This is a genomic window from Microbacterium proteolyticum (assembly GCF_029639405.1).
Taxonomy (GTDB): Bacteria; Actinomycetota; Actinomycetes; order Actinomycetales; family Microbacteriaceae; genus Microbacterium.
The window spans coordinates 538,800-551,532 of sequence record NZ_CP121274.1; the positions used below are offsets into that span (position 1 = coordinate 538,800).

The following is a 12,733-nucleotide window of genomic DNA, read 5'->3' on the forward strand; positions in this document are numbered from 1 at the left end:
ATGCCGCCAGACTCGGGCGGCGGTGACCGCATCCAGGCGACCATGGTGTTCGGACGGCAGAACTGAGCCCGCTCCCCCACGGGGGTCAGTCGTCGTCCGTTCCCGGCAACAGCGCGATCGCCGCTTCCGGGGTCGCGATGCGGAAGCTGAACGACTCCTCGAGGTACAGCTGGACCCGGTCCTCGGTCGTCGCCGAATATCCGAGGGCGACGTCCTGACCCATCTCGAGCAGGAAGTCGCCGCCGCGCAAGCTGATCACGACGGCCCCCTGGATGCCCGGGGTCCACACGACGTCGCCGCCGAGGATCCTCTCGATATGGCGACGGAGCGGCTGTCCGCCGGCGTCGTTCCCGCCGAGCACCTCGACCCACTCGCTGGACCCGACCGCCATGCCGTAGGGACCGCCGACCCCGGCGTCACCGAGGCGTCGGACGGCCTCCGCGGTGCGACGTGTGAGCCCCGTGGCATCCCCCGACCCATCGATCGGGGAATGCGGCGAACTCGGGACGATACCGGCGAATCCGACCTCCGGCCACCCCGTCAGGATCGCCGCGTTCTCGCGCACAGCGAGCCGGTGCGCCGCCTCGTCGAGGGCGGAGAGGTCGGTGTCGACCGCGCCGCGCGCGGTGTCGTCGAGCTCGGTCCGCGCCAGGGCGAAGTCGGCGCGCACCTCGGTGAGCGGCAGCACGACCCGCTGCCGCGCCCGCAGTCCGGCGTCGTCGCCGACGGGGCGGACGCGGCCGGTGTTCGTCGATGAGTGCTGCCAACCCAGGGGGCCGGCGAAATCGACGAGGCGGCGCGCGCCGAGGACCGGCTGCAAGCGCGTGCGGGCTTCGTCGTCGAGGGCGTCCCAGGTCTCGTCGGTGATCGGGGCGAGCGGGCGAGTGAGATGGTCCATCAAACCTCCTGGGAGACGGGGGCGCGGTTGGCGCCGATGCCGAGTGACGTAGGGGATGCCTCGACGATCGGCGAGGCGGCGGCGGGCGCATCGACGGCGTCGCCGAGCGTCGACAGCAGCCCCGCCGACGGGGCGAAGAACGTGGAGCCGGTCTTCGGCACCGAGAAGTCGAGGAGCCGGTCGTGCACGCCGGGAGGGTCGCCGACGAACATGCGGCGCAGCATCGTCTCGATGACCCACAGCGCCCGCGACTGTCCGAGGAAGTACGTGCCGAACTCCGCGTGACCGGGACGACCGAACGGCATGTTGTCGCGGATGATGTCGTGCTCGACGCCCGCATCGTCGACGATCGTCGCGAGCGTCTTGTGCGACTTCTGGCCGGATGTGGCGTCGTCCAACTCGACGTTGTCGGCTTTCGTGCGGCCCATGATGCGCTCCTGTGCCTCGGTGGGCAGGGCCTGCCATCGGTCGAGCGGATGCAGGTACTTCTGCACCACGATGTACGTGCCACCGGCGAAAGCCGGATCCTCGTCGCCGACGAGCACGCTGTCGGCGGCATCCGTCCCGACGGGGTTGGCGGTCCCGTCGACGAAGCCGAGGAGATCCCGCCGGTCGAACGAGCGGAAGCACGACGTCTCGTCCTCGACCTGGATGCCATCGCCCAGCGCCGCGACCAGGAGCCGCTCGAACTCGAAGCACAGGTCGGCACGGTCGCCGCGGATGTGGAAGAGCAGGTCGCCCGGGGTGGCCACCGCGGTGTGCACGGCGCCGACCACCGGCGTGAAGGGATGCAGTTCGCGCGGCGACGGGCCTCCGACGAGCGTCGGCCACATCCTCGATCCGATGCCGACGGTGCACGAGAGCCCATCACCGGGATCGCGGAAACGCACCGTCTGCACGAGACCGCCGAGGTCGCGGAGCACATCGCGGATGCCGTCGACAGCCTGGTCCGACACGGTCACGACGAGGAAGATCGCGTGCCCGGTGAGCGGTGCGGTGAACCGCTGCACGCCGTCCGGCACCCCGCTCACTCGTACACCTGCCGTGGAACCCGCATGCATCTCCCTTTCCCTGCCGAACGTTCTCGAACGCTAGGCGCTCGGAACCGGCATCCGCTCCGACACGAGTCGAAGAACGATACGGCCGGCGTGGAACGGGTACTCAGCCGCGGTGGAGGAGGCGGCGCAGGACGTTGGTGTCGGCGAGGTCGATGAGCTCGTCGCCCCGACCCGAGAGCAGTGTCCGCAGCGCGAACAGGGCGAATCCCTTCGCCTGCGCCACCGTGATGGCGGGCGGGATCGCGAGCTCCTGGCGCGCCACGACCGCGGAGATGAGCGCGGGCCCCGGGCTGTCGAACGCCTCGGCGAGCGCGTGCCGGAGCTCCTCGCCGGTCGTCACGCGATACCCCGGGATGCCGATGGCCCGGGCGACCTCGGCGAAGTCCGGGTTCTTCAGGTCGGTGCCGGCGTTGACGATGCCCGCGGCCTTCATCTCGACCTCGACGAAGTCCAGCGCGGAGTTGTCGAACACGACGATCTTGATGGGCAGGTCGTTCTGGCGGATCGACAGGAGGTCACCGAGGAGCATCGCGATGCCGCCGTCGCCGGCGAGCGCGATGACCTGCCGGTCACGGTCGACCGCTTGCGCGCCGAGCGCCTGCGGCATCGCGTTGGCCATCGAGCCGTGCGTGAACGACCCGATGAGGCGGCGGCGCCCGTTCATGTGGAGGTATCGGGCCGCCCAGATGACCGGCGTGCCGACGTCGGCCGTGAAGACGGCGTCATCCGCGGCGTGCTCGTCGATGAGGCGGGCGACGAACTGGGGGTGCAGCGGCTGCCGACCGTCGTCGTTCGCGAGCTCGTCGAGTCCCTTCCGGGCGTGCTGGTAGTGCTCGACGCTGCGGCGGAGGTGACGGTCGTCACGCCCCTCGCGCAGCAGTGGGAGGAGGGCGCGGGCGGTGTCTCCGGCATCCCCCACCAAACCCACGTCGATGGGGGTCCGCCGCCCCAGCTGTTCGCCGCGGATGTCGACCTGCACGACCTTGGCGTGCGAGGGGTAGAACTGCCGGTAGGGGAAGTCCGTGCCGAGGAGGAGCAGAGCATCGCAATGCTCCATCGCCCGGTACCCGGACGAGAAGCCGAGGAGTCCCGTCATCCCGACGTCGTACGGGTTGTCGTACTCGATCCATTCCTTGCCGCGGAAGGCGTGCACGATCGGCGCCTGCAGCCTCTCGGCCAGCGCGAGGACGTCGGCGTGCGCACCGGCCACCCCGGCGCCGGCGAGGATCGTGACGTTCTCGGCGCCGTTGAGCACCTCGGCCGCGGCGGCGAGACCGTCGTCCGCGGGGAGGACGTGCGTACGGGTCGCCACGATGGGCGCGCTCGCCCGGCGCTCCGGCGCCTTCTCGAAGAACACGTCGCCGGGGACGACCACCACCGCGACGCCCTGCTTCTCGATGGCCGTGCGCATCGCGGTCTCCAGGACCCACGGCATCTGCTCGGGGCTGCCGACGAGCTCGGAGTAGACGCTGCACTCGCGGAACTGCTCCTGCGGGTGCGTCTCCTGGAAGTACCCGGAACCGATCTCGGCGGAGGGGATGTGCGACGCGATCGCGAGGACGGGGACGCGCGAGCGCTGGGCGTCGTACAGGCCGTTGATGAAGTGCAGGCTCCCCGGTCCGCAGCTGCCCGCCACCACCGCGAGGCCACCCGTGATCGCGGCCTCGCCCGCGGCGGCGAAAGCCGCGGATTCCTCGTGCCGCACGTGCATCCACTCGAGCGTCCCGTCGCGCCGCAGCGCGTCGGTGAAGGCGTTGAGCGAGTCACCGGGAAGGCCCCACACGCGCTCCACCCCCGCTCGACGGAGCGTCTTCACGATCAGTTCGGCGATGTTCATCTCTGCCTCCGGCTCTGGTCGTCCACGGCGGGCGCCCGCCCACACCGACGCTACGCCGAGCGGTGGACGGACGGGTCGGACGTCCACCGATCGTCCCTTCGACATCCGTCGGATCTTGTCCCGCGGGGCATCGCCTAGCCTCGGGACACGGCGGCGCGTCCGGCGACCGCCCCGAGAGGACGGACAGACCATGAGTGCAGGCGACGCGAGCGCCCTTCCCGACCTCACCGGGTCGGTCGACGACCGCCTCGCCCTGCTGGCCGAACTGGAGCGCGCACACGCCGCGCTGCCGCCCGAGTGGCTCCTTCGCCAGCTGCGCTCCGCGCTTGCGGGATGGGCGGGCGACGAGACCGAACTCGACATCACGCGCGAGAACCACGACGACTACTGAGTCGGCGCCAGGTCGACGGCGATGTCGCGTCGTCACGTCGCCGACCCGAGGAGCGCCGCCCTCAACGACCGCGAGACCCATGCACGGAATTCCTCGAGGGTGTACCCGCGGCGACCGACGAGGAGCTCGTACGTCTCGGGACTCGCGATCGCCCACGCCGTGTCGACCGCTTCCGAGGGTGAGAGCCCCGGGGCGAGGTCCGGCATGCCGTGGACGAGCCGGATGAACAGACCGTGCCGCCGCCGCTGCAGGTCGTCCCAGTCGTCGGCGATCTCGGGGTCGACACCGGCGGCGTCGCGGTACACGGCCCATGCCGTCGCCGCTCGCCCCGCCACGTCGATGAAGATCTCGGCGATGAGGTCGACCCGCTCCCCGGCCGTGAGTTCATCGCGGAAGCGCGCGGCCGCTTCGTCGGGTGCGGCCGCGTCGCCCGCGATGGCCGCCTCGGTCCATGCCCGCAGCAGGGCGCGTTTGCTGCCCCACGCGAGGTAAAGCGTCTGCACCGAAACGCCAGCCGCCGAGGCGAGTTTCGCGACCGTAGCAGCGCGATATCCGTGGGACGCGAACTCCGCACCCGCCGCCGCCAGGATCCGTCGCCGAGTGTCTTCTCGCAGCGCCTCGCCCACGCGCTGCTGCCGGCTGCGGCCGTCGGTGGCGGTATCCCGATCTTCCGTCATGGACGAATCCTATCCGATGCTCTAGAGTCTCACTCAAATGCATGAGAGTGCCATTCAAAAGCATCGGAGGATGTCATGGCCGTCATCGACCGTCCGTGGAGAAGGCCCGGCGCCGCGACTTACGCGCGGGCGCGCCTGCGCAACGCCCTGCGCCCACCGATCGAGGTCTACCGGATGCCGGGAACGGTCCGGAAGGACGCGGACCTCCCCGTCGAGATGTCCGACGGAGTGACACTCCGTCTCAATCTCTTCCGCCCCGCGGATGCCCACGGACCGTTGCCGACCCTGCTCTCCGCACATCCGTACGGCAAGGACGGCACCCCGCGGGCCCGCCGCAACGGGTGGTCACTGAACCCGCAGTTCCGAGTCATGAACCAGTCCGAGCCGCTGCGCATCTCCGACCAGACGAGCTGGGAGGCTCCCGACCCGGTGTGGTGGAGCGAGCAAGGGTACGCGGTGGTGAATCTCGACACGCGAGGGGGTGGCCACTCCGGGGGCCGCGGAGACCTCCTCTCGGATCAGGAGGCCGAGGACATCGCGCAGGTGATCGCCTGGATCGCCGCCCAACCCTGGTCGAACGGGCGAGTGGGCATGCTCGGAGTGTCCTACCTCGCACTGTCGCAGTACAAGGTCGCCGCGCTCCAACCTCCCGGACTCGAGGCGATCTGCCCGTGGGAGGGCTTCACCGACGCTTACAGCGATTTCTTCACTCCCGGCGGCGTCGTCGAGAACGGGTTCGCGCGTATCTGGCTGGCTCTCACCCAGCGCGTCGCACGACTGAACGTGGATCTCGCGGCCGGGCGCCGACGGCATCCCCTGCGCGATGAGTGGTGGGAGCGCCTCACCCCCGACCTGTCGAAGATCACCGTCCCGATGCTGGTGTGCACGAGCTTCTCGGATGCCAATCTCCACAGTGTCGGCTCGATGCGGGCTTTCGAACGGTCGGGGTCGATCGAACCCCACGCGTACACGCATCGCGGACCCAAGTGGGCGACGTTCTACGGGGAGCAGGCCCGGACCGCGCAGAAGGCGTTCTTCGACCGGCACCTCCGGGAGGAGGACGTTCCCGCGCTTCCGACGGTTCGCCTCGAGGTGCACGATCGACGCGATGCGGTCTCGGAGGTCCGTGACGAGAACGAGTGGCCCCTCGCGCGGACGCAGTGGCGGTCGCTGCACCTCAGCGCCGATGGCACGCTGGCACCGGTCCCCGGTATCCCGGGCGAGGTCCGCTTTCCGCTTCGTCGGCGCGCCGCCGCGTTCGAGTACCGCTTCGACACCGACACCGAGCTCACGGGACCGATGACCGTGCGCCTCCGGGTGGCTACCCGGGGCTGCGCCGATCCGCGCCTGTTCGTCGGGGTGGAGAAGTGGGCCGACGGAAGGCCAGTCGGCTTCGAGGGATCGTACGGCTACGGCCGCGACCACGTCGCGCAGGGGCGCCTACGACTGGCGCTGCGCGACGGCGTCGACACGCTCCACCCCGTCGCGGACGGCGAAGAGATGGACGTCGAGATCGGGCTCAGCCCGTCGGCCACCCTGTTCCGCGCCGGCGAGAGCCTTCGACTGCTCATCGGCGGTCGCTACCTCCACCCGCGCAACCCGCTCTTCGGCCACTTCCCCGCCCACTACGTGCCGAGTCGTGGAGGCACCGCGACGATCGTGTGCGAGGGGTCGGAGTTGACGGTGCCGGTGATCCGTCAGGGCTGAGCGCCTGCGGCGCCCACGAACGCCATGCCCTGGACGCCGCGACGAGCGAACTGCCACACGAACGACGAAAGCCCCGGCGAACCGGGGCTTTTCGTGCGGAGACGGAGGGATTTGAACCCTCGGTCCCCTTACGGGGACTCCACCTTAGCAGGGTGGTGCACTAGGCCTGACTATGCGACGTCTCCAGGTGATCTACGCCGAGGCGCGAGCACACCGGACCATACTAACCGGTCGGGGCGCGGCATCCGAATCCGAGGGAAGGATGCCGCGCCCCACCGGTCAGCGGACGTTTCCGTTCGAGCAGGTGGCCTGCGCGGCGGTCTGACCGGCGATCTCCGACGGCAGCGTGATGACGCTCGACGACGGGTCGGGGGTGGGCGTCGCACCCTCGGTCGGGGCCGCGGAGTCGGTCGCGGTGGGCGCGGGAGTCGCGCTCTCGTCGACCACGACGCCGTTGCCGTCACTGAGGGCACCCGACAGCTGGATCGGCTGGTTCGCCGCCAGGGCCGACCACAGGGCGTCGGCAGCTTCGGAGTCGGGGACGACGCGGTTGGCGTTGGACGGGTCGGTGTACGTCGGGTACTGCACGAACACGATCTCGTCGAACGGCACGTCCTTGACGGCCATCGCGATCTGCACGAGGGTGAGCGGGTTCGTGAGCGACGTCGACGGGTCGACGTTGCGCAGAGTCGTCGACGCGAGCTTGTACAGCGTCGCGGGGTTCGACAGCACCTCTTCGCTGCGGAGCTTCGAGGTCAGACGCGACATGTACTGCTGCTGGTTGGAGATGCGGCCCAGGTCGCCGCCGTCACCGACGCCGTGGCGGGTGCGGAGGAACTGCAGCGCGTCGAGACCCTTGATGGTGCGCATGCCGGCGGGCCAGTCGATGCCGGTGTACGGGTCCTTGATGCCGTTGGCGATGCAGACGTCGACTCCGCCGATGGCATCCGTGATGTTGATGACGCCGCCGAAGCTGACCTTCGCCGCGAACGGGATCTGCAGTCCGCTGAGCTCGGAGATCGTCGAGACGACACAGCCGAGGCCGCCGTACATGAAGGCGCTGTTGATCTGCTGCTTCGACATCGCCGAGGTGACGTTGCCGTCGGCGTCGGTGCAGGAGGGGATCGGCACCATCAGGTCGCGCGGGAACGAGATCACGGTGACGCGGCGGGGCTCGTCCGAGATGTGCACGAGCATGTTGACGTCGTTGAGGTTGCCCTCCGAATCGGGTCCGCTGCAGCGGTCGCCGAAGTACTGGGCGAACTCGGGCTCGCACTCGTCGGTGCCGACGAGGAGCAGGTTCACGCCGCCCTTGAGCTCGCCGATGTCCGGCGGAACCGCGGGTTGGTCGGGCAGATCGACCGCGTCTGCGGTGAAGCTCGACGACAGGTCGTACACGGCGTAGGCGGCCACGCCCGCACCGGCGACGAGGAGGACGGCCATCGCTACGGCGAGGCCGCGGAAGAATTGTCCGAGCGGGCCGAGCGAGCGCAGGCGTCCGTGACGCGCGATCGTCCGGCGCCCGCGCGGGGTCGTGGTTCTGCTCACTCGGGTCCTTTCGGGAGGACGGATGCCGCGGAGCGGCACGCCGAGACCGCGACGACGCGCAGGTCGGGACGAGTTTAAGGACCGACACCTGAAAAGTGCGTGAACGAACGGTGTGGCGAGTGGACGCGCGGCCGCGGGCAGGCCGGACGGCTCAGGCGCCGAGCTCGGAACGCGGGGCCGGCACGACGGGGGTGTCGATGTGGAACGTGGCGGCGAAGCGCTCGAGGAGAGCCTCATCGCCCGCCAGCACGTGGACGACGCCGGAGTCGATGGCATCCCCGGGCGTCAACGAGCCGGCGATGACGTTCCGGATGCCGGGGCCGGCGGCGAAGACAAGGTCGGGCGCGGCGTCGGGCAACCGCCCGCCGACCGGGGGTGGTGCGGGCGCGAGCGGGATGACCGTGAGCCCGCCTCCCGCGACCTGGACGCGGAGGGACACGTCGGCGACGTGGAGTTCGTAGTCCACCGCGGGCATCCCGGCGGCGACCTCGGGCTGGAATGCCGTCCTCAGCGCCATGGTCAACGAGTCGGGAGTGATGACGTCGCCCTCGCCGGGCTCCCCCATCGCCGCGAACCCCCACCGCCCGAGAGCCAGGACGATCGGCTCGAGCGCACGCCCGTACGGGGTCAGCTCGTAGATCGGCCCGCGCCCCTTGTAGGGGGCGCGTCGGACGATCCCCGACTCCTGCAGTTCTCGCAGCCGGGTCGCGAGGATGTTCGTGGGGATCCGCGGCAGGCCCTGCTTGAGGTCGGTGTAGCGACGGGCGCCGACGAGCAGATCGCGGATGATGAGCATCGCCCATCGCTCGCCGATCAGCTCGACGGCCGTCGTCACGCCGCAGTACTGCCCGTAGTTGCGGGCGGCCACTACGCCTGCGCCTGCTCCTCGTAGGCCGCCGGGCCTTCCGCGGCCGCCGTCGGGTCCATGTAGAGGAACCCGAGCGAGTTGCCGTCCGGGTCGTCGAGGTCGCGCGAGTACATGAAGCCGTAGTCCTGCGCCTCGCGCGGCTCGGTCCCGCCTGCTGCGAGGCCGAGGGCGAGGATGGCATCCACGTCTTCGCGGGAGTCGCGGCTGAACGAGAGCGCGACCTGGAGGCTCTCGTTCGGGTCGACGATCGGCTTGTCGGTGAAGGTCGCGAGGAACTCGCGCTTGAGGACCATGAAGTAGATCGTGTCGCTCCACACGACGCACGCCGCGTTGTCGTCGGTGAAGTTCGGATTGATCGTGCAGCCCAGAGCCGTGTAGAACGCCTTGGCGCGGTCGAGGTCGGTGGTGGGGATGTTGACGAAGATGCTGGTGTCCATGGCGTGATACTTGCAAAAGACAAGTTCGCTTGTCAATAACAAGTATCACGGCTCCGCCCTACCCTGTTCGCATGCGCATGCGCCTCGAACTCATCCCGTTGACCGTCTCCGACGTCGACCGGAGCATCGCGTTCTACCGGGACATCCTGGGCTTCGCGCTCGACCACGACGTCTCCCCCGGCAACGGCATGCGCGTGGTCCAGCTCACCCCGCCCGGCTCGGCCTGCTCCATCGCCTTCGGAACGGGGATGGGAGGCGGTGCTCCCGTCGTCAACATCCACCTCGTCGTCGACGACCTCGAGACGACCCGCGCAACCCTCGTGTCACGCGGCCTCGACGTGAGCGGCATCCACGACATGGGCGGCGGCGTGCGCTACGCCTTCTTCTCCGACCCGGATGCCAACACCTGGGCACTGCAGGAGATCAGCCCGGGCGCGTCACTCACGGAGTGAATCGCGGATCAGCCGGTACGACGCAGAAGGCGGACCGCACGGGGCCGCGTTCTCGGTTGCGGAACCTGCGCGGTGGCTTTCGAACCCTTCGCGCGAGTCGAAACGGCTGCTGGACTGGGTCGCGAGCCGACAAGAAGGAGGGCCCTCGAACGCAAACTATCCGCAGCGCGTTCCACTCGGCGCGTGATGCATGCGCGGCCGCCTCATGGGCTGAGGGGTTAGGCGAACGTCATGAGCAGCACCGCGCACCGAACTGACTCGACACGGATGGCATGCTACATCCGGGGCGTGGGCGCGAGCCGGTCGCTCACTTGTTGAAGCACCTCCCGCGCGGCGTCTTCAAGCTCGGGCTTCACTCGTCTGCCCCTGCGATCCATTAGACCAGCCTTGCCCGAGAAATTCTTGGCCGGCTTATCGCGTATGTCAGCCGCCGGGATCTCCACCACCAAGTACCCAGGGAATCGGACTCTTAGCTTCTCGCTCGTTTCGGGAACATCGTTATCCAGCACGGCCGCCACGCGCTTGAAACCAAGCTCGAAGAGCAGAGTTAGGATGCGCTCGACATTGCTCTCGCCGCCCGACCCCCAGCCGAAGATAGCGCCGTTGAATGGAATCTCAAGTTGCTCGAACACGGTTGGCAACAGCGCCGCGTCCTCTTGCCCCTCGACGACGATGACTCCATCGTCAAGGAAGAGGGTGGCATTGGCATCTGAACCAAAAACGTGAGGGTTGACCCATCCGCCCCGGGCGCGGCTGATGTCATCGATCGCAGACCTGCTCGCTTGGGCGAGTAGCGACTGACCTCCCTCCTTGAACACCCTGGCAATCTCAGCGCCTGCAGCGATGTCATCCCACGAGACCAGCGCGGGTGAGTGGGTGAAGACGACAATCTGGCGATCACGGGCGAAGCGCGAAATGAGCCGCCCAAGCCGACGGACATGCTGGGGGTGAAGAGAAAGCTCAGGCTCATCGATCGTCACGAGGGTTCCTGGTTCCGAATCGTACAGAGCGTTCAAGATGAAGAGCAGGCTGATGATCCCGTCACCGAGTCCCTCGCTCGTATGGTTGGACCCATCGCCCGTCGCAATCTTCAGATAGTAAGACTGACCTTGTTGACCATCGGCGAGATCGATCATCCACTTCAGCTCATGCCCGAGAACGTCTTCCATGAGTGAGTCGAACTTCGCCTTCTTGGCTTCATCGTTGTGCAGGTCAAAAAGCCGACCAGTGAACTGCGATGACTGGTCAAACTGACGCGAGCGAGAGAAGTCCGACCCACTCGTCATCCAGTCTCGTTGACTCGTGAGGTTCTTTCCAAAGCTGGCATTGAACTGTCGCCTTGATGGCACTGAGACAATCTCGAAACGCTGGGGACTAGTACCCATTGTTATCCATTCAGCCACAGTCTCGCTAGTGTCGGGGTTCCGACTGCGCAGAGAATATGCCGACCCATCGACACGATCGAGTCGAATGTGTACACCATCTGGACTCAATCGGTTGCGGCGACCTTCTGAGAATGAGACATCGGATTTGGATTTTCGCGCCAACGCGTCGAACGCTTCCCAGATCGTCGATTTTCCCGCATTGTTTGCACCGACAACAATCGTCAGTCCGCTTCCCGGCACGCCGGTGGGCTGCGCCAATCGGAGCCCCGCATCCGAGCGGAATCCACGAAGACCGCGCAGCGTCAGACCTGATACACGGACAGGCACTGCGGGTGAGACCGCACTCAGGTGATCCACCTTGCGTCCTCCGTTCTGACGCTGGCTTCCGCCCCACGTCCGAATTGACTTGATCCGTTTGCCACGGACTGGCGGCGCTATGGTGAGCCGGTTTGTCGGGTCAGCCGAGTACTCGCGGATGGCCGTCGCGTCCGCGCCATACAGTCCTATCGGTCCGCGCCCGGAGATCCGGTCCGCGCCCCTCCAATAGACAACCACCTCGCCGCCTACGTCGTTCCCGTTGCAGCCAACCCACGACACGAGGAGCAAGAAGTCCTCTGTCGTCGCAATAGTAGGGATGCCGTGCCCCTCTAGTGACACTCGCGCACCAGATTCGGTGCTGGCCATGAACACATAAACATCGACCGGGCGCCCATGCACGAGCAGATCGGGTTCGCGCGTGACCGGGTCCCCCCACTGTCCGCGCAAGCGAGCGTCAACGCCCATGATCTCGACGCTGAACCCCGCGATGCTCTGTCCTGCCCGTGCGCGGAACGATAGAACGCTCGCAGGAAACACGCTCAGGTTCACAAGGATTTCGAGAGGCGAACGGTCGACGCCGAAGGCCGAGCTGACCGATCCGAGTCCCCACACCCAATCCACGGTACCGCGGGGTGTTCGACTATGCACAGAGCTTTTCACGGTCTCAGCCGGAAGAGAGAGTGGCAGCCATGGGAGCCTGACCCGCTTTTCCGGACACCTGAGTTGAGGCGATGATCGTCTCGGAAGGAGTCCGTGAGATGCCTGCTGCCCACCCGCCGGGGTTCCGACGTCGAGCCCTGGATCTCGTTGCCCAGGGCAACCCTATCGGCCAGACCGCGCGTGATCTCGGGATCAGCGAGTCGTGCCTTCGGAACTGGATAAACCGCGACGCGGTCGATACCGGCCGCAAGGACGGCGTCACGAGCGACGAGCACAAGGAACTCGTGGAGCTTCGGCGCCGGCATCGGGTGCTGGAGATGGAGCTCGAGATCTTCAAGCGCGCCAGCGCCTACTTCGCCAGGGAGAACGTGCCCCCAAAATGAGGTTCCGGCTGGTCCAGGAGCTCGCCGCGGAGGGTGTTCCCGTCGCGGTGGCCTGCCGGTTCCTGAACGTCTCGACCTCCGGCTTCTACGACTGGGGGAGCCGACCGCCGTCGG

The 12,733-nt window shown here is 67.9% G+C and carries 12 protein-coding genes and 1 tRNA gene; 4 read left to right on the forward strand and 9 right to left on the reverse strand.

Annotated features, from left to right (window positions below; all coding sequences use genetic code 11):
- Window positions 1–85: 85 nt before the first annotated feature.
- From P8R59_RS03345 to poxB, 3 genes are all read right to left on the reverse strand, one after another.
- Window positions 86–898: a family 1 encapsulin nanocompartment shell protein gene (locus P8R59_RS03345; protein WP_278102714.1), complete on the reverse strand. Its 813-nt coding sequence runs from the start codon at window positions 896–898 to the stop codon at window positions 86–88.
- Window positions 898–1,929, reverse strand: coding sequence for a Dyp-type peroxidase (locus P8R59_RS03350; RefSeq protein WP_278102715.1), 1,032 nt, complete (start codon window positions 1,927–1,929; stop codon window positions 898–900). Before P8R59_RS03350 ends, P8R59_RS03345 begins: the two co-directional genes overlap by 1 nt.
- Window positions 1,930–2,059: 130 nt before the next feature.
- Window positions 2,060–3,793, reverse strand: coding sequence for a ubiquinone-dependent pyruvate dehydrogenase (gene poxB / locus P8R59_RS03355; protein ID WP_278102716.1), 1,734 nt, complete (start codon window positions 3,791–3,793; stop codon window positions 2,060–2,062).
- 190 nt (window positions 3,794–3,983) lie between these two features.
- Here poxB and P8R59_RS03360 point away from each other — a divergent pair, with 190 nt between their 5' ends.
- On the forward strand, window positions 3,984–4,184 hold the full coding sequence (locus P8R59_RS03360; protein WP_278102717.1) for a hypothetical protein: 201 nt from the start codon (window positions 3,984–3,986) through the stop codon (window positions 4,182–4,184).
- Between the two features lie 32 nt (window positions 4,185–4,216).
- On the opposite strand, the gene P8R59_RS03365 is transcribed toward P8R59_RS03360, so the two are convergent.
- The gene (locus P8R59_RS03365; RefSeq protein WP_278102718.1) at window positions 4,217–4,861 is read right to left on the reverse strand and encodes a TetR/AcrR family transcriptional regulator; all 645 of its coding nucleotides are present in this window, start codon (window positions 4,859–4,861) and stop codon (window positions 4,217–4,219) included.
- Between the two features lie 75 nt (window positions 4,862–4,936).
- On the opposite strand from P8R59_RS03365, the gene P8R59_RS03370 reads away from it, so the two are divergent.
- Window positions 4,937–6,568: a CocE/NonD family hydrolase gene (locus P8R59_RS03370; protein WP_278102719.1), complete on the forward strand. Its 1,632-nt coding sequence runs from the start codon at window positions 4,937–4,939 to the stop codon at window positions 6,566–6,568.
- A gap of 96 nt (window positions 6,569–6,664) precedes the next feature.
- Here P8R59_RS03370 and P8R59_RS03375 read toward each other — a convergent pair.
- The 4 genes from P8R59_RS03375 to P8R59_RS03390 all read right to left on the reverse strand — a co-directional run bounded on the left by P8R59_RS03375 (window position 6,665) and on the right by P8R59_RS03390 (window position 9,421).
- Window positions 6,665–6,753: transfer RNA gene (locus P8R59_RS03375), tRNA-Ser, on the reverse strand.
- A gap of 94 nt (window positions 6,754–6,847) precedes the next feature.
- The gene (locus tag P8R59_RS03380; protein ID WP_278102720.1) at window positions 6,848–8,116 is read right to left on the reverse strand and encodes an LCP family protein; all 1,269 of its coding nucleotides are present in this window, start codon (window positions 8,114–8,116) and stop codon (window positions 6,848–6,850) included.
- Between the two features lie 151 nt (window positions 8,117–8,267).
- Window positions 8,268–8,984, reverse strand: coding sequence for a winged helix-turn-helix transcriptional regulator (locus P8R59_RS03385; RefSeq protein WP_278102721.1), 717 nt, complete (start codon window positions 8,982–8,984; stop codon window positions 8,268–8,270).
- Complete coding sequence (locus P8R59_RS03390; RefSeq protein WP_278102722.1) at window positions 8,984–9,421, reverse strand: VOC family protein; 438 nt, start codon at window positions 9,419–9,421, stop codon at window positions 8,984–8,986. The genes P8R59_RS03385 and P8R59_RS03390 overlap by 1 nt, the downstream gene beginning before the upstream one ends.
- A 71-nt stretch (window positions 9,422–9,492) precedes the next feature.
- On the opposite strand from P8R59_RS03390, the gene P8R59_RS03395 reads away from it, so the two are divergent.
- Complete coding sequence (locus P8R59_RS03395; protein ID WP_278102723.1) at window positions 9,493–9,873, forward strand: VOC family protein; 381 nt, start codon at window positions 9,493–9,495, stop codon at window positions 9,871–9,873.
- A gap of 275 nt (window positions 9,874–10,148) precedes the next feature.
- Here the strand turns inward: P8R59_RS03395 and P8R59_RS03400 are convergent, their stop codons facing one another.
- Complete coding sequence (locus P8R59_RS03400; protein ID WP_278102724.1) at window positions 10,149–12,188, reverse strand: ATP-dependent nuclease; 2,040 nt, start codon at window positions 12,186–12,188, stop codon at window positions 10,149–10,151.
- A gap of 146 nt (window positions 12,189–12,334) precedes the next feature.
- On the opposite strand from P8R59_RS03400, the gene P8R59_RS03405 reads away from it, so the two are divergent.
- Window positions 12,335–12,619, forward strand: coding sequence for a helix-turn-helix domain-containing protein (locus P8R59_RS03405; RefSeq protein WP_278102725.1), 285 nt, complete (start codon window positions 12,335–12,337; stop codon window positions 12,617–12,619).
- Window positions 12,620–12,733: the final 114 nt, after the last annotated feature.

Excerpts from the sequence above, each read along its gene's own strand:
- P8R59_RS03345 (WP_278102714.1), bottom strand. The coding sequence starts at position 898 with ATGGACCATCTCACTCGCCCGCTCGCCCCGATCACCGACGAGACCTGG.
- poxB (WP_278102716.1), bottom strand. The coding sequence starts at position 3,793 with ATGAACATCGCCGAACTGATCGTGAAGACGCTCCGTCGAGCGGGGGTG.
- P8R59_RS03360 (WP_278102717.1), top strand. The coding sequence starts at position 3,984 with ATGAGTGCAGGCGACGCGAGCGCCCTTCCCGACCTCACCGGGTCGGTC.
- P8R59_RS03365 (WP_278102718.1), bottom strand. The coding sequence starts at position 4,861 with ATGACGGAAGATCGGGATACCGCCACCGACGGCCGCAGCCGGCAGCAG.
- P8R59_RS03370 (WP_278102719.1), top strand. The coding sequence starts at position 4,937 with ATGGCCGTCATCGACCGTCCGTGGAGAAGGCCCGGCGCCGCGACTTAC.
- P8R59_RS03390 (WP_278102722.1), bottom strand. The coding sequence starts at position 9,421 with ATGGACACCAGCATCTTCGTCAACATCCCCACCACCGACCTCGACCGC.
- P8R59_RS03395 (WP_278102723.1), top strand. The coding sequence starts at position 9,493 with ATGCGCATGCGCCTCGAACTCATCCCGTTGACCGTCTCCGACGTCGAC.
- P8R59_RS03405 (WP_278102725.1), top strand. The coding sequence starts at position 12,335 with ATGCCTGCTGCCCACCCGCCGGGGTTCCGACGTCGAGCCCTGGATCTC.